Source organism: Micromonospora pisi, from assembly GCF_003633685.1.
GTDB lineage: Bacteria > Actinomycetota > Actinomycetes > Mycobacteriales > Micromonosporaceae > Micromonospora_G > Micromonospora_G pisi.
The window spans coordinates 5,300,768-5,316,769 of record NZ_RBKT01000001.1 but is presented as its reverse complement, the minus strand read 5'-3'; the positions used below and the strand labels follow the sequence as shown (position 1 = coordinate 5,316,769).

The 16,002-nt window shown below is 70.8% G+C and carries 14 protein-coding genes; 6 read left to right on the top strand and 8 right to left on the bottom strand.

The features are described 5' to 3' along the window. The first annotated feature begins 47 nt into the window (after positions 1-47). The 3 genes from BDK92_RS22755 (at position 48) to BDK92_RS22745 (ending at position 4,883) form a co-directional block, all read left to right on the top strand. Positions 48-848 carry a Clp protease N-terminal domain-containing protein gene (locus BDK92_RS22755; RefSeq protein WP_121158530.1) on the top strand — a complete coding sequence of 267 codons (801 nt, stop codon included), beginning with the start codon at positions 48-50 and terminating at the stop codon, positions 846-848. Positions 849-953: 105 nt separating this feature from the next. After that, complete coding sequence (ppc, locus tag BDK92_RS22750) at positions 954-3,740, top strand: phosphoenolpyruvate carboxylase (protein ID WP_121158529.1); 2,787 nt, start codon at positions 954-956, stop codon at positions 3,738-3,740. A 72-nt stretch (positions 3,741-3,812) separates the two neighbouring features. Then, entirely contained in the window at positions 3,813-4,883 is a 1,071-nt protein-coding gene (locus BDK92_RS22745) for a YhgE/Pip domain-containing protein (protein ID WP_246017194.1), read from the top strand. A 51-nt stretch (positions 4,884-4,934) separates the two neighbouring features. Here the strand turns inward: BDK92_RS22745 and BDK92_RS22740 are convergent, their stop codons facing one another. Genes BDK92_RS22740 through BDK92_RS22725 form a run of 4 tightly spaced genes read right to left on the bottom strand, consistent with a single transcriptional unit; the run spans position 4,935 to position 8,340 of the window. Further along, on the bottom strand, positions 4,935-5,645 hold the full coding sequence (locus BDK92_RS22740; RefSeq protein ID WP_121158528.1) for an ABC transporter permease: 711 nt from the start codon (positions 5,643-5,645) through the stop codon (positions 4,935-4,937). 1 nt (position 5,646) lies between these two features. Continuing rightward, positions 5,647-6,558 carry an ABC transporter ATP-binding protein gene (locus BDK92_RS22735; protein WP_121158527.1) on the bottom strand — a complete coding sequence of 304 codons (912 nt, stop codon included), beginning with the start codon at positions 6,556-6,558 and terminating at the stop codon, positions 5,647-5,649. Continuing rightward, positions 6,555-7,433 (bottom strand): ABC transporter permease subunit, encoded by an 879-nt coding sequence (locus tag BDK92_RS22730; protein ID WP_121158526.1) that lies wholly within the window; start codon positions 7,431-7,433, stop codon positions 6,555-6,557. The genes BDK92_RS22735 and BDK92_RS22730 overlap by 4 nt, the downstream gene beginning before the upstream one ends. Next, the gene (locus BDK92_RS22725) at positions 7,420-8,340 is read right to left on the bottom strand and encodes an ABC transporter ATP-binding protein (RefSeq protein ID WP_121158525.1); all 921 of its coding nucleotides are present in this window, start codon (positions 8,338-8,340) and stop codon (positions 7,420-7,422) included. Before BDK92_RS22725 ends, BDK92_RS22730 begins: the two co-directional genes overlap by 14 nt. Before the next feature lie 222 nt (positions 8,341-8,562). On the opposite strand from BDK92_RS22725, the gene cysC reads away from it, so the two are divergent. Next, positions 8,563-10,092: an adenylyl-sulfate kinase gene (gene cysC / locus BDK92_RS22720; RefSeq protein WP_121158524.1), complete on the top strand. Its 1,530-nt coding sequence runs from the start codon at positions 8,563-8,565 to the stop codon at positions 10,090-10,092. Between the two features lie 84 nt (positions 10,093-10,176). On the opposite strand, the gene BDK92_RS22715 is transcribed toward cysC, so the two are convergent. Together BDK92_RS22715 and BDK92_RS22710 are read right to left on the bottom strand one after the other, a co-directional pair. Beyond that, entirely contained in the window at positions 10,177-10,359 is a 183-nt protein-coding gene (locus tag BDK92_RS22715; RefSeq protein ID WP_121158523.1) for a DUF397 domain-containing protein, read from the bottom strand. After that, positions 10,356-11,117: a helix-turn-helix domain-containing protein gene (locus tag BDK92_RS22710; protein ID WP_121158522.1), complete on the bottom strand. Its 762-nt coding sequence runs from the start codon at positions 11,115-11,117 to the stop codon at positions 10,356-10,358. The genes BDK92_RS22715 and BDK92_RS22710 overlap by 4 nt, the downstream gene beginning before the upstream one ends. A gap of 277 nt (positions 11,118-11,394) precedes the next feature. Here BDK92_RS22710 and BDK92_RS22705 point away from each other — a divergent pair, with 277 nt between their 5' ends. Further along, positions 11,395-12,165, top strand: coding sequence for a DeoR/GlpR family DNA-binding transcription regulator (locus tag BDK92_RS22705; RefSeq protein ID WP_121158521.1), 771 nt, complete (start codon positions 11,395-11,397; stop codon positions 12,163-12,165). After that, entirely contained in the window at positions 12,162-13,244 is a 1,083-nt protein-coding gene (gene galT, locus BDK92_RS22700) for a galactose-1-phosphate uridylyltransferase (protein ID WP_121158520.1), read from the top strand. Before BDK92_RS22705 ends, galT begins: the two co-directional genes overlap by 4 nt. A 347-nt stretch (positions 13,245-13,591) precedes the next feature. On the opposite strand, the gene BDK92_RS22695 is transcribed toward galT, so the two are convergent. Beyond that, positions 13,592-14,809, bottom strand: a complete 1,218-nt coding sequence (locus BDK92_RS22695) for an NADP-dependent isocitrate dehydrogenase (RefSeq protein ID WP_121158519.1) — start codon at positions 14,807-14,809, stop codon at positions 13,592-13,594. Between the two features lie 174 nt (positions 14,810-14,983). After that, on the bottom strand, positions 14,984-15,934 hold the full coding sequence (gene mdh, locus BDK92_RS22690; protein ID WP_121158518.1) for a malate dehydrogenase: 951 nt from the start codon (positions 15,932-15,934) through the stop codon (positions 14,984-14,986). Between the last annotated feature and the right edge of the window lie 68 nt (positions 15,935-16,002).

Here is a 16,002-nt window from a genome sequence, read left to right as displayed (position 1 = left end):
GCAGCGGAGGGTTATAACCCCGCACTAACCCTAGAAGGGGTGCCATCATGCCGAAGATCAACGTGTATCTGCCGGACGAGCTGGCCGAGGCGGTCAAGGAGTCCGGCGTGCCGGTCTCCGCGATCTGCCAGCGCGCCCTGGAGCAGGCGGTCCGCCGGGTCACCGCGATCCGGGAGACGACCCTCGGCGAGACCGACGCGGACGACCCGACCGCCGCCCTGACCCAGTTCACCCCGCGGGCCCGGACCGCCATCACCCTCGGTGTCACCCAGGCCGGCCAGGAGGGCGCGACCAGCCTCGGCACCGAACACCTCCTCGCCGGCATGCTGGCCGAGGGGCAGAACCTCGCCCTCCAGGTGCTCCAGGCGATGGAGATCGACCCCGAGGCGGTCCGCCGCGAACTGGCCCGGCAGGCAACCAGGGAACCGAGGGCCGGCGACGGCAGCCGGGCCCGCGACGGTGGCCGGCGGTTCAGCCGGACCGCCGCCAACGCGCTGGAGCTGACCGTCACCGAGGCCACCTCGCTCGGCCACAACTACGTCGGCTGCGAGCACCTGCTGCTCGGCCTGGTCGCCGAGCCGGACGGGACCGCCGGTCACGTACTGCGGGCCCTCGGCGCCGACTACCGGCTGACCCGCCGCGCGGTCACCGCCGCACTGGCCGGCTACGTACACCTGCGGGCGCAGGCCCAGGGCGCCGGACCGGCGGGCGGCGGCGGCACCGAGGCGACGGCCGCGCTCCAGGCCGCCCTCACCCAGCAGTTGCAGCCGATCGTGGCCCGACTGGAACGGCTGGAGCAACGGATCGACGCAGGTACGGCCACCGGCACCGCACCCGAGACCGCGTGACGAAAACTCGGATATGGTGGCCCCCTCCTAAGAACCCCCCTCGCGCGGATACGATCAGCCTTGTCGGACAGCGCTGTCCTTAGCACAACACGTAAGGAGCGCACGGTGACCGACCAGCATGATCACGATGGACCCGACGCGGCCCTCCGGGCGGACATCCGCCGGCTCGGCACCCTGCTCGGGCAGACCCTCGCCCGCCAGGAAGGCCCGCCGCTGCTCGACCTGGTCGAGGAGATCCGCGCCCTGGTCCGCTCCGACCCCGAGGCCGCGGCCCTGCGGCTCGGCGCGATGGACGTGACCACCGGGACCAAGCTGGCCCGCGCCTTCTCCACCTACTTCCACCTGGCCAACATCACCGAACAGGTGCACCGCTCGCGGGACCTGCGCCGGCAGCGGGCCACCCAGGGCGGCTGGTTGGACCAGGCGGCAAAGTTGATCGCCGAGCGCGGGGTGCCGGCCGAGGAGATCGCCGCGGCGGCCCGGCGGCTCGCCGTACGGCCGGTCTTCACCGCCCACCCGACCGAGGCCGCCCGCCGCTCCATCCTGACCAAGCTGCGTGCGGTCGCGGACGAACTCGACGCCGAGACCGCCGCCGCGGTGCTCTACGGCGCCAGCGACGAGGGGCCCACCAACCGGCGGCTGGCCGAACTGCTCGACCTGATGTGGCAGACCGACGAGCTGCGGCTCGACCGGCCGGACCCGACCGACGAGGCCCGCAACGCCATCTACTACCTGCGCGACCTGTACGCCGCCGCCGCCCCGCAGGTCCTCGACGACCTCGCCGACACGCTGCGCTCGCTCGGGGTGGAGACCTCCCCGACCGCCCGCCCGCTGACCTTCGGCACCTGGATCGGCGGCGACCGGGACGGCAACCCCTTCGTCACCCCGCACGTCACCCGCGAGGTCCTGGTCATCCAGTACCACCACGGCATCCAGGCGACCGAGGCGGCGATGGAGTCGCTGATCAACGAAATCTCGGTCTCCCGTCGGCTGCGCGGGGTATCGCTCGACCTCTCCGCCAGCCTCGCCACCGACCTCGACGCGCTGCCCGAGGTGGCCGCCCGGTTCCGCCGGGTCAACGCCGAGGAGCCCTACCGGCTCAAGGCCCGCTGCATCAAGGCGAAGCTGGCCAACACCCGGCTGCGGCTGACCCGGGGCACCGCCCACGTACCCGGCCGCGACTACCGGGGCTCCGCCGAACTCCTCGCCGACCTGGAGCTGATGCGCGCCTCCCTGGCCCGCAACTCCGGTCAGCTCACCGCCGTCGGTCGACTCGCCTCGGCGATCCGGACCGTGGCCTCGTTCGGGCTGCACCTGGCGACCCTGGACGTACGCGAACACGCCGAGGCGCACCACGTGGTGCTCCGGCAGCTCTACGAGCAGGTCGGCGAGGTCACCGACTACGCGGCGCTGAGCCGGGCCGAGCGGACCAAGCTGCTCAGCGAGGAGCTGACCGGCCGGCGTCCGCTGTCCAACATGGACACACCGCTGACCGAGGCGGCACGGAAGACCTTCGACGTCTTCGGCACCATCCGGGAAGCCCAGGAACGGTTCGGCACCGAGGTCATCGAGTCGTACATCATCTCCATGACCATGGGCGTCGACGACGTGCTCGCGGCGGTGGTGCTGGCCCGCGAGGCCGGGCTGGTCGACGTACACAGTGGTCGGGCCCGGATCGGTTTCGTGCCGCTGCTGGAGACCCCGGACGAGCTGAACGCCGGTGGGGAACTCCTCGACGAACTGCTCTCACTGCCCGCGTACCGGGCGATCGTCACCGCCCGCGGAGACGTGCAGGAGGTGATGCTCGGCTACTCCGACTCGAACAAGGAGGCGGGCATCACCACCTCCCAGTGGTCGATCCACCGGGCCCAGCGCTCGCTGCGGGACGTGGCCGCCCGGCACGGCGTACGACTGCGCCTCTTCCACGGCCGGGGTGGCACCGTCGGCCGGGGTGGTGGCCCGACGCACGAGGCGATCCTGGCCCAGCCGTACGGCACCCTCGACGGGGCGATCAAGGTGACCGAGCAGGGCGAGGTCATCTCGGACAAGTACACCCTGCCGTCGCTGGCCCGGGAGAACCTGGAACTGACGCTCGCCGCCGTGTTGCAGAGCGCCCTGCTGCACACCTATCCCCGGCAACCCGCCGAGATGCTGGAACGCTGGGACGCGACGATGGAACTGGTCTCCGACTCGGCGTACCGGTCGTACCGGTCGCTGGTGGAGAACCCGGACCTGCCCGCGTACTTCTGGGCGTCGACGCCGACCGAACTGCTCGGCGCGCTGAACATCGGCTCCCGGCCGGCGAAGCGCCCGAACACCGGCGCCGGGCTGAGCGGCCTGCGGGCGATCCCGTGGGTCTTCGGCTGGACCCAGACCCGGCAGATCGTGCCCGGCTGGTTCGGGGTCGGCTCCGGGCTGGCCGCCGCCCGCGAGTCGGGCCGGGCGGAGATCCTCGCCGAGATGCACCGGAACTGGCACTTCTTCCGTACGTTCCTCTCCAACGTCGAGATGATGCTCTCCAAGACGGATCTGAACATCGCCCGCCGCTACGTGGAGACCCTGGTCCCCGAGCCGCTGCGGCCGATCTTCGACGTGATCCGCGAGGAGTACGAACTGACCAAGCGTGAGGTGCTGGCGATCACCGCCTCGCCCGCCCTGTTGGAGAACTCCCCGGTGCTCCAGCGCACGCTCGCGGTCCGGGACACCTACCTGGAGCCGCTGCACCACCTCCAGGTGGCGCTGCTGCGGCAGTACCGGGACTCGGGTGCCGCCGGACGGGCGGTCGCCACCGCCCCGGGCGCCCGCCGTGCCCCGGGCGACGGCACCGCACTGGAACGGGCACTGCTCACCACGGTCAACGGCATCGCCGCCGGCATGCGCAACACCGGCTGACCCGGTCCCGGGCGCCCCTGCCCGAACTGCGAAAACACCTCAGAGCGAAGATCCCTTTCATACGCTGACCAGGTGGCTGACGGGGCAGGGGCGCGCGGGAGCAGCAGGGTGGGGCACCGGGGCGAGCCCGCGGACCCGGACTCGTGGCGGCGGTCGCTGATCCGTGGTGCCGTGCTGCTCTTCGGCACCCTGGTGATCGCCACCGCCTTCATCGCCGCGTACGCGGGAGCGCTGCACCAGCCGACGCCGAAGGACGTACCGGTCGCGGTGGTCCGGAGTGACCAACCGGCGCGGACGCTGCTGGCTGCCGTACGCGAGCGGGACAGGGCCCTCAAGCCCGTCGAGTACGCCGACCGCGCGGCCGCCGACGACGCCCTCGCCGGCCGCGACGTGTACGCCGTACTCGCCTCGTCCAGCACCGGCGGCAAGCCCGGACTGACCCTGGTCACAGCGAGCGCCGCCGGCCCGGCGGCAATCCAGGTGATCACCCAGATGGTGCAGGTGGCGGCGGAACGGGGGCAGGCCCCGCTGACGGTCAGCGACTCGGTGCCGATCGCCCCCACCGATCCACGCGGTCTGGTCCCGTTCTACCTCGCGGTCGGGTTGGTGCTCGGCGGCTACCTCGGCTCGACCGTGCTCGGCATCCGCGTCGGCACCACCCCGCGTACGTTCGCCCGGGCCGGCGCCCGCGTCGGCGGGCTGGCGCTCCATTCCGGCCTGCTCGGGCTGGCCGGCGCGCTGGTCACCGGACCCGGCCTGGACGTCTGGCACACCCGGTTCGCGAGCCTGGTCGGCGCGTGTGCGCTTGTCGCGTTCGCCGCCTCGATGGCCGCCGCCGCGGCTCAGGGCTGGCTCGGCCTGCTCGGCACCGGACTGATCATCCTGCTGTTGGTGGTGCTCGGAAATCCGGGTTCGGGCGGGATCGCCGCGCCGGAGTTCCTGCCGGACTTCTTCCGGGACATGCACCTGTGGAACATCCCCGGGCTCGGCACCGACCTGGTCAAGGCGGTGGTCTACTTCGGCCCGGACGCGACCGCCCAGCCGGCCCTGACGCTCGCGCTCTGGTCCGTGGCGGGCCTGCTCCTGCTCCTCGCCGCCACCGCGATCCGGGGCCGAGGCATCCGCCCATGGCGCCGCCGATAAGGAAGGGCCCCTTATTAACGCATAGCGTTAATAAGGGGCCCTTCCTTATCCTCAGCTGGTTTCGCCAGCGACGCTGAAGGAACGGAGGCGGTCGATGGCGAGGAGCGTGCAACCGCCCGTGAACACGACGCTCATGATGATCGAGACCGGCAGGGAGACCTGACTGTTCAGCAGGTCGGTGGGGGCGATCCGATCGGCCAGGGTGATCACGTACTGCTGGATCGAGACGTTCCGGGTGCCGCCGACGAAGTTGCCCAGCAGCCCCTCCCAGATCAGCACGTAGACCAGGCCGAGCAGGACCGGACGTCGGGTGACCAGGCTCAGCGCCACGAACACCGCCGAGTACGCCAGCGCGCCGACCGCGCTCGCCGCCGCCAGGGCCAACCCCAGACGTACGGAGTCGGCGAGCACCCCGACGACGTAGAGCGGGATCGCGACGGTCAGCGCGCTCACCCCGGCCGCGACGGCCAGCTTCGGCAGCACGATCTGCCACCGGGGCAGCGGCTTGGTGAGGATGTGCACGATCGTGCCGTCGTCGATCTCGCTGCCGAGCACACCGGTCCCGACGATCAGCGAGATCACCGGCAGTACGACGGCCAGGCCGAGGCCGACCAGCACCACCGGGGCCCACTCGTGGACGTCTGCGCCCAGCCCCCGGGAGAAGCCGGCCAGCAGCACCAGCAGCATCGGCAGGGGCACCAGCAGCAGGAATCTGCGGCGACCGAAGAGGCCCCGGGTGGTGATCCAGGAGATTGTCGACATGTCAGGCCTCCACCAGGTAGGAGAAGACACTCTCCAGGGATTCGTCCGAGGGGAGCAGCCGGCGGACCCGGATGCCCGACCCGAGCGCGATCTTGGGCAGCGCGCGGGTGAAACTGCCGTAGTCGCCAGCGCGTACGGTCAGCCCCTCCTTGTCCAGCTCGACGCCGGTGACCGAGGGCTGGCCGATCAGCTCGACCGCGAGCCGGCGGTCGTCGCTGGACTGGACGGTGAAGACGTGCGGGCGGTTCGTCATCAGCCGCCGGATCGTCCGGAAGTCGCCGGAGGCGGCCAGTCGACCGGAGACGATCACCTGCACGGTGCCGGAGACCTCCTCGACCTCCTCCAGGATGTGCGAGCTGAACAGGATGGTGTGCCCGTCCGCGCCGAGCGAGTGCAGCAGTCGCATCATGTGCATCCGCTGGCGCGGGTCCATTCCGTTGAACGGCTCGTCCAGCAGCAGCACCTCCGGCGAGTGCACCAGCGCCGCCGCGACCCGGGTACGTTGCCGCATGCCCTTCGAGTAGGTGCTGATCCGCCGGTCCTGGGCGTCGGTCATCTCCACCAGTTCGATCGCCCGGCGGGCCGCCGCCTCCGCGTCCGGCAGGCGGTGCAGCCGGGCGCTGGCGAGCACGAACTCGTACGCGGTGAGGAAACCGTGCACCGCCTCGCGCTCACTGACCAGCCCCAACCGCCGGTACACCCCGGGATTGCGCCAGGTCGGCTCGCCGCCGAGGGTGACCGCTCCGCGCGACGGGGCGAGGAAGCCGGCCATCATGTGCAGCAGGGTGGTCTTGCCGGCGCCGTTCGGGCCGAGCAGGCCGGTCACCCCGGCGCCGAGGGTCATGCTGACGTCGTTGACGGCGACCACGTTGCCGTACCAGCGGGAGACCCCGCTCAGCTCCACGTTGGTCATGAGCGGGCAACCTTCCGGTAGCGGGCGAAGAGCAGGGCGACACAGCCGGCGACCAGGGCGACGGTGACCAGACCGTAGAGCGGGCCGAATCCGCCGATGCCGAGCACGTTCGACTTCTCGAAGAGCCAGTCGCCGACCCCGGCGACCAGACTGGCCGGGTTGACCAGGCCGGAGAGCTCGGAGGTGGTCTGGTACGGCAGCACCAGCAGCACACCCTGCACCGGAGTGGTCACCAGGAAGGCCGCGACCACCGCCGCGGCGGCCACCGCCCGGCGCTTGACCAGGGAGGCGACCAGCACCGCCACCGAGGAGAAGACCACCGCGTGCAGCCCCGCGTAGAGCAACGCGGGCAGGTAGTCGCCGAACTCCCGCCACACCCCGGAGAGGTTGGCGGCGGAGAAGGCGGCCCCGGCGAACATCACCGTGAGCGGCACGGCCAGCAGCAGGAAGGTCGCGGTGACCAACGCGCCCAGCTTGGCGAGCGCGTAGTCCGTGCGTTCCAGCGGTCGGGCGAAGTAGAGCGGCAGCACACCGTTCTGCAGGTCCCGGCTGACCAGTTCCGGGGAGACCGCCGCGCAGAAGAAGACGATCAGGATGGTGAGCGTCTCGGGGAACTGCGCGTAGCTGACCGGGGCCTGCCCGGTCTGCACCCGGATCGCGGTGAGCACCACGGCGACCACCCCGATGACGCTCATGATGAGCAGCGGGAAGATCTTCGCCTTGGCGCTGCGCCCGAGCCCGAAGGCGGTACGGAGGCTGTGCAGGTAGAGCGCGCCGAAGATGTGCCGCCGGCCGAGCCGTGGCCCCTCGTACCGCTGGTAGCCGATGTCGTGGATGACCCCGCCGGGGGCGGTTCTCGGTTCAGGCGTGGGCATTGGTCGTCTCCCGGGTGGCGAACAGCTCGGAGACGCGGTGCCGGCGCTGGTCGAGCCGGTGCAGCGGCAGGTCCAGTTCGGCGACCGCGGTCAGGATCAGGTCGTACGTGCGGTCGTCGTCGAGCCGGACCAGGAGCATCCGGTCCTCGTGGCGGACCGGCAGGTCGAGTTCGGCGAGCCGGGCGGCGAGCAGTTCGGTCCCCTCGCTCACCTCGACCGCGAGTACGTCGATCGCCGTGGTCATCGCGGTGATGTTGTCCGAGCGGAGCAGGTGCCCACCGTCGATCGCGACCAGCGAGTCGCAGATCCGCTCGACCTCGCCGAGCAGGTGCGAGCAGACCAGCACCGAGATGCCGAACTCGGTGCCGATCCGCTGGACCAGGCCGAGCATCGCGTCCCGGCCGGCCGGATCGAGACCGTTTGTCGGTTCGTCCAGCAGCAGCAGGTCGGGGTCGTGGACCAGCGCCTGGGCGAGCTTGACCCGCTGCTTCATGCCGGTGGAGTAGCCGCCGATCTGCCGGTACCGCTCCTCGTAGAGGCCGACGTGGCGCAGTGCCTCCGAGGCCCGCTCGCGGGCGACCGTACGCGGCAGGCCGCTGATCCGCCCCAGGTGGGTGACGAACTCGGCCGCCGACAGGTCGGGCGGGAGCGAGTCGTGTTCGGGCATGTAGCCGACCCGGGCCCGGATCGCGTGGCTCTCCACCGTGGGATCGAGGCCGAGCACCTGGACCTGACCGGCCGTCGGTGCGAGCAGACCGAGCAGGATCTTGATGAAGGTCGACTTGCCGGCACCGTTGGCGCCGACCAGACCGATGATGCCCGGCTCGACCGTCACGGTGAGATCGGCAAGGGCTTTCACCCCATTGCCGTACGTTTTGGTGAGCGACTGGGTCGCGATCAGTGTCACGCGGCTCAGCGTAGGCCCGAACGCCAGCTCGGGGGTCCCCGGAACACCCTGGACCTTCCCTGGGATAACGCTGTCCGGGCCACTAGGGGGCGTCCCACGCCGGGTCGAATGGCCGCCCGGCGTCGAATTGTCGATCATTTCTGGACGTCGAGAGGGGTGGCACTCTCGACCGATCGACGGTCGACTGAGAAACTGTGTGCCGGTCGGGCAGTTGGGGGTGCGATGAGCAACGGTTGGGTGCTACCCGATGAGGTGCTGCGGGACGCGCCGGCGTACACGCCGCGCCCGCACGAACTGGCCGATCTCGAACTGCTGCTCAGCGGGGCGTACGCGCCGCTGAGCGGCTTCCTGGGCCGGGCCGACCTGGCCGCGCTGGCCCGTCGGGGCCGGCTCGTCGACGGCACCCCGTGGCCGGTTCCGGTCACCCTCACCGTGCCGGCGAGGGTGGCCGAGGGGCTGGATCTCGCCAACCCGTTGCAGCGCGCCCTGGTCCTCACCGATCTGGAGGACGCCCCGGTGGCGTTGCTGGAGGCGACCGACCTCTGGCCCACCCGTGACGGCATGTACGGCGTCGGCGGCGGGGTCCGCCCGCTCGGTGACGGCGGGCACGGGCCGTTCCAGCGGCTGCGCCGCTCTCCCACCGAGGTACGCGAACTGCTGCCGCCCGGCCGGGTGCTGGGTGTGATCACCGACCGGCCGTTGCACCGCCCGCAGTTGGCGCAGATCGCGCACGCGGCCCGGACCCTCGCCGCGCACCTGCTCATCCTGATCCCGGTCACCGAGGCGAATCCGGACGGTCTGCCGCCGGAGGTGCTGGTCCGGAGCGTCTTCGCGGCCCGTGACCGGATGCCACCGGCGACCCTGGTCGCCATTCCGATGGCCGGGCGGGGGGACGAGATCCGGGACGCGTTGCTGCGCGCCCGGGTCGCCGCCGCGTACGGCGTGACCCATCTCCTCTCCACCGGTGAGATGCTTTCCGGCCCCGGCCTGCGGGTGCTGGTCCCGCGTGAGCTGGCCTACGACAACCGGGACGGGCAGTGGCGGTGGCGGGACGACATCCCGCCGCGCAACCGGCGGCTGGCGCTGCGCCCGGAGGAGATCGACGACCTGCTGGACCGGGGCTTCCCGCTGCCCGAGTGGCACACGCCCCCGGCGGTCGCCCGTGAGCTGGCACGGGCCCGGCCGCCCCGTCGGCATCGCGGGGTGGTGGTTTTCTTCACCGGTCTGTCCGGTTCCGGCAAGTCGACGGTCGCGCGTGGGCTGGCCGACGTGCTCCGGGAGAGCGGAGACCGGACGGTCACCCTGCTCGACGGGGACGTGGTGCGCCGGGAGCTCTCCGCCGGGCTCGGTTTCGGCAAGGCCGACCGGGATCTGAACGTACGCCGGATCGGTTGGGTCGCGGCGGAGGTGGCACGGCACCGCGGCCTGGCGCTCTGCTGCCCGATCGCGCCGTACGCCCAGGCGCGGGCGACCGCCCGGAAGATGGCCCAGGCGGCCGGTGCGGGTTTCCTGCTGATCCACGTGGCGACTCCGCTGGAGGTCTGCGAGCAGCGGGACCGCAAGGGCCTGTACGCGCGGGCCCGGGCCGGCCAGATTGTCGGGATGACCGGGATCGACGACCCGTACGAGGAGCCGACCGACGCCGACCTGGTGCTGGACACCAGCCAGTCGACGGTCGAGGAGGCGATCCAGACGGTGCTGGCGCACCTGATCGACACCGGCTGGCTGGAGCCCCGCCTCCAGCCCGCCTGACCTGGGGATCGGGCGAGGCATCGGCAGACGGCAACGCCCCCGTGCCGTCTGCCGGGACGGTACGGGGGCGTGACGTGGCAGGGGTCAGTGGCGCTTTGCCAGCTCCACGAAGGCGTGCCAGGCGTCCGGGCCGAAGGTCAATGTGCCGCCGTCGCGGTCCTTGGTGTCCCGGACCAGTACCCGGCCGGGCAGGTTGTCGGCGACCTCCACGCACGCACCGCCGTTCGAGCTGCTGCGCGTGCTGGTGCGCCAACGCGGGCTGATCATCGCTTCATCCATGGTCTGGCCTTCATCAACTCGATCGATTGGTCACGGGGCAGCGCGTGCCCACGGACAGCATCCCAGACCCGCAGCAGCTCGGCCAGCTCCCTCGTATCGACCGCGAGCTGTCCGGCGAGCTGGTTGTCCAGGTATGACACGTCACGGGAGCCCTCGATGCTGGCGATGACAAACGGTCCGGCCTGCCCGGCATAGAGCCCGGCGCTGAACGGGATGACGTGCACGAACACGTTCGGTCGGCTGGCCATCTCGACCAGGTGGTCGAGCTGTTCGTCCATCAGCTCGGGGTCACCGCGCCGCAAGGCCGCCTCGTCGATGACAAAGACGGCGAGTGGCGGTCGGGGCCGCTCGAACACCGCCTTCTGTCGCTCCAGTCGCACCTTGACGAACCGCTCCACGTCCTCGACGGCGATCGGGCCGCTGGCCAGCACCGCGCGGGCGTACGCCTCGGTCTGGAGCAGGCCCGGGATGACGCTGGGTTCGAACCACCGGAGCGAGTCCGCCGCCGCTTCCGCCTCGCGCCACGGCCGGAACCAGGGCACGTCCCGCCGCCGCCCCGGGTCCGGCCAGAGGTCGACGATCTCCCGACGGAGGATCTCGGCCGCCGCGATGCGGTGCCGGCCGTGCGGAATCCGCCCCGGCGAGAGCCAACGTCCCACCGTCTTCACGTCGACGCCGACTTTCTCAGCCAGCGCTTCGCAGCTCAGCCCCCGCTCCGCCATCGCCACCCGCAGCGCTTCGTTCACGACCAGACCTCCGTTCGAGACGTGCTGATGTTTAGGACGATAGGGAGAAGGACGGTCTATGTCTGCCCTTGGCCAGCCGGCATCTAGCAGGAATTTCAGGTGCCTGGTCGGCGTCCCCGAGGACGTCCTGATACGTCTGCGACGTTCTCGGTGTTGCTCCGCCGGCACCCTGGGAGGCAACGCCGGTCGACGCGCGCTAATGTTCAGATCTGTTGGATTGCGTGCGACTTAGTTGGGGGCAGCGGTGGCTGGCGGCGACGTGGGCAGGGATCGGTCGATGCTCGCCCAGCAGCGGCAGGCGGCGATCGTGGACCGGGTGCGGCTCACCGGTGGAATCCGGGTGAGCGACCTGGCCGGCGAGTTCGGCGTCTCCGACATGACCATCCGGCGCGATCTGGATCTTCTGGCCGAGCGGGGCCTGCTGGCCAAGGTGCACGGCGGCGCGACCGTCGCCGAGACCGGCTCCACCGACGAACCGGGCTTCGCGGCCAAGTCGGCCCGCCAGCTCTCCGAGAAGGCGGCCATCGCCGCCCGCGCCGCGCACCTGGTCCTGCCCGGCATGGCGGTGGCCCTCTCCGCCGGCACCACCACCGCCGCCCTGGCCCACCGGCTGGTGGACACCGCCGGACTGACCGTGGTGACCAACTCCATCCCGGTCGCCGAGATCTTCCACCGGGCCGGCCGGCCGGACCAGACGGTGGTGCTCACCGGCGGGATACGCACCCCGTCGGACGCGTTGGTCGGACCGGTCGCGGTCGGTGCGATCCGCACGCTCCACCTCGACCTGGTCTTCCTCGGCGTGCACGGGATGAGCCTCCGGGCCGGCTACACCACGCCGAACCTGATGGAGGCGGAGACAAACCGGGCCCTGATCGCGGCGGCGGAGCGGCTGGTGGTGCTCGCCGACCACACCAAGTGGGGCACGGTCGGAATTTCCTCGATGGCGGAGCTGGGCGCGGCACACACCGTGGTGACCGACGAAGGCCTGCCCGAACCAACCCGGGCGACGATCCGGGAACACGTAACGGAACTGGTGGTCGTGGCATGAGGCGTACCGAGATCAAGTTGGCCGACGGGCGTGAGCTGATCTACTTCGACGAGCACGAGAACGCGGACCGGAGCGAGCCGGACCGGCGTGACCTGCCCCCACCGCCGCCCGCCTCGCAACTGCGCTACGACCCGCTGGTCGACGAGTGGGTGGCGGTCGCGGCGCACCGGCAGACCCGGATCTTCATGCCCAGCACCGCGGACTGCCCGCTCTGCGCCTCCACCGCGACCCACTTCAGCGAGATCCCGGCGCACGACTACGACGTGGCGGTCTTCGAGAACCGGTTCCCGTCACTGAGCTACCGGGAGGGCGAACCGGCCGGTGAGCTGACCCCGTTCACCCCCACCCGGCCGGGCGTCGGGCGGTGCGAGGTGGTCTGCTTCACCTCCGACCACAACGCCTCGTTCGCCAGCCTGTCGCCGGAACGGGTCCGTACCGTCGTCGACGCGCTGGCCGACCGGACCACGGCCCTGGGCCAGCTCCCCGGAGTCGAACAGGTCTTCCCGTTCGAGAACCGGGGCGTGGAGATCGGGGTCACCCTCCAGCACCCGCACGGCCAGATCTACGCATACCCGTTCCTGCCGCCCCGGACCCGGGCACTGCTCGGTGCGGCCCGCCGGCACGCCGAGCGGACCGGTGGGCGCAACCTGTACGCCGACGTACTCGCCGCCGAGCGGGCCGCCGGGGACCGGGTGGTGGTGTCGAACGAGCACTGGACGGCGTACGTGCCGGCCGCCGCGCGCTGGCCGTTCGAGGTGCACGTGGCACCGCACCGGGCGGTGCCGGACATCCCCGCGCTCAACGATGCGGAGCGGGCCGCCTTCGGGCCGCTCTACCTGGACGTACTGGGCCGGTTCGACCGGCTCTTCGACCTGCCGATGCCGTACATCGCGGCCTGGCAGCAGGCGCCGGTGCACGAGGGCCGGGACGTGAGCCACCTGCACCTGCAGTTGTTCAGCATCCGGCGGGCGGCGGACAAGTTGAAGTACCTGGCCGGTTCGGAGTCGGCGATGGGCGCCTTCATCAACGACATCCGGCCGGAGCAGGCGGCGGAGCGGCTGCGCCAGGCCGGCCGGTAGCGGTAACGCTAGGGCGGCCGGCAACAAGCCGGTGGATTTGTGGGGAAAGGGTGCGGGGGGCCCGGGACAGGGCCCCCCGCAGGGAAGGGACGGCTGGCTGTGCGCAACAGCCGGGAAGACGGCCCGAACGGCGCCTGTGGCGACCTCGAGCGGCTGGTCTTCCTGGACGCGACTGGCATCACGTCCACCCTGGTCAACGAGCGCGGCCCGAGGCCGGTAACGGCCCACCAAAATCGATCTTGCGGTACGTCGATATGGCACCGCCCGGACGCCACGATTCCCGGACCCCCGGGTACGCGAAGAGCCCGCCGGCAGCACACCGGCGGGCTCTTTCAGGCGTTCTCGACTCAGGCGCCGAGCTTCTTCGCCAGGTTCTCGTCGAGCGCGGCCATGAACTCGTCCGTGCTCAGCCACGGCGCGTCCCGCGAGATCAGCAGCGCGAGGTCCTTGGTCATCTGACCGCCCTCGACCGTCTCCACGCAGACCCGCTCCAGCTTCTCGGCGAACTCGGTGACCGCCGGGGTGCCGTCGAGCTTGCCCCGGTGGGCCAGGCCCCGGGTCCAGGCGAAGATCGACGCGATCGGGTTCGTCGAGGTCTTCTCGCCCTTCTGCCACTGCCGGTAGTGCCGGGTGACCGTGCCGTGCGCCGCCTCGGCCTCGACCGTACGGCCGTCCGGGGTCATCAGCACCGAGGTCATCAGGCCCAGCGAGCCGAAGCCCTGCGCGACGGTGTCGGACTGCACGTCACCGTCGTAGTTCTTGGCGGCCCAGACGAAGCCGCCCTCCCACTTCAGCGCGGCGGCGACCATGTCGTCGATCAGCCGGTGCTCGTAGGTGATGCCGGCGGCATCGAACTCGGCCTTGAACTCGGTCTCGAACACCTCGGCGAAGATGTCCTTGAACCGGCCGTCGTACGCCTTCAGGATCGTGTTCTTGGTCGACAGGTAGACCGGGTAGTTCCGGTCCAGGCCGTACCGCAACGAGGCGCGGGCGAAGTCACGGATCGACTCGTCGAAGTTGTACATGCCCATCGCGATGCCGCCGCCGGGGAAGTTGGCGACCTCCATCTCGACCGGCGCGCTGCCGTCGGCCGGGGTGTAGGTGATGGTCACCGTGCCCGGTCCGGGGACCACGAAGTCGGTCGCCTTGTACTGGTCACCGTGGGCGTGCCGGCCGATGATGATCGGCTTGGTCCAGCCCGGCACCAGCCGCGGCACGTTCGACATGATGATCGGCTCGCGGAAGACCACGCCGCCGAGGATGTTGCGGATGGTGCCGTTCGGCGAACGCCACATCTTCTTGAGGCCGAACTCCTCGACCCGGGCCTCGTCCGGGGTGATGGTCGCGCACTTCACGCCGACACCGTGGGTCTTGATGGCGTTGGCGGCGTCGACGGTCACCTGGTCGTCGGTCTCGTCGCGGTACTGGATCGACAGGTCGTAGTAGTGCAGGTCGACGTCGAGGTAGGGCAGGATCAGCTGCTCCCGGATCTGCTTCCAGATGATCCGGGTCATCTCGTCGCCGTCGAGCTCGACGACCGGGTTGGTCACCTTGATCTTCGCCATCGGCCGGGCGCTCCTCTCGGGGGACACATGCTCAAGCAGTACGAGCGTACTGGCTCCGCCCGATGTCGCGCGCCCGGCCCGTCACGTACCGGTTCCCGGCCATTCACCGGGATCGGGCGGACAGCAACGTGGGTGGTGCCCGGCGCGGCCGGACACCACCCACGTGAGAATGGATCAGAGGCTGGCGATGTCGCCCTGCTTGGCGCGGACCGCCTCGGCCGCCTCCTTGAGGCTGGCCAGCTCGTCCGCGTCGAGGTCGGTGGTGACGACCCGGCGCACGCCCTCGGCACCGAGCTCGGCCTCGACCCCCAGGTAGACGCCGGAGATGCCGTAGTCGCCGTCGACCCAGGCGCAGACCGGCATGATCTCGCCGGAGTCGGTCGCGACGGCCTTCGCCATCTTGGCGGCGGCGGCGGACGGGGCGTAGTACGCCGATCCGGTCTTCAGCAGCGCGACCACCTCGGCGCCGCCGTTGCGGGTCCGGACCACCAGCTCCTCGATCTTGGCGTCCGGAAGCACCTCACGCAGCGGCTTGCCGTTCACCGTGCTGCGCGACGGCACCGGCACCATGGTGTCGCCGTGCGAGCCGAGGGTGAGGGTCTTCACCGAGGCCACCGGTACGCCGAGCTCCTCGGCGACGAACGTGGTGAACCGGGCGGTGTCCAGCATGCCGGCCTGGCCGAGCACCCGCTGCTTCGGGAACTGGGTGGCGAGCTGGGCCATCGCGGTCATCTCGTCGAGCGGGTTCGAGACGACGATGACAACCGCGTTCGGGGCGTACTTCGCGACGTTCTCCGACACCACGCGGACGATCTTGGCGTTGGTGGCGAGCAGGTCCATCCGGCTCATGCCCGGCTTGCGCGGCAGGCCGGCGGTGATGACCACCACGTCCGAGCCCTCGATGGCCTCGTAGCCCTCGCCGTTCGGCCCGGTGGTCACGCCGACCACCTTGGTCTCGAAGCCCTCGATCGGCCGCGACTGGTTGATGTCCAGCGCGAGCCCCTCGGGCTTGCCTTCGATGATGTCGGTGATCACGACCGTGTCGAAGACGTCGTACTCAGCCAGGCGCTGCGCGGTCGTTGAGCCGTAGAAGCCGGCGCCGACGACGGTGACCTTTTTGCCCATGGTCGTCCCACTCTCTGTTACCGACGGGTTCTTTTCCGGACCGTATCAGCCAACGGACCACCGGTCCG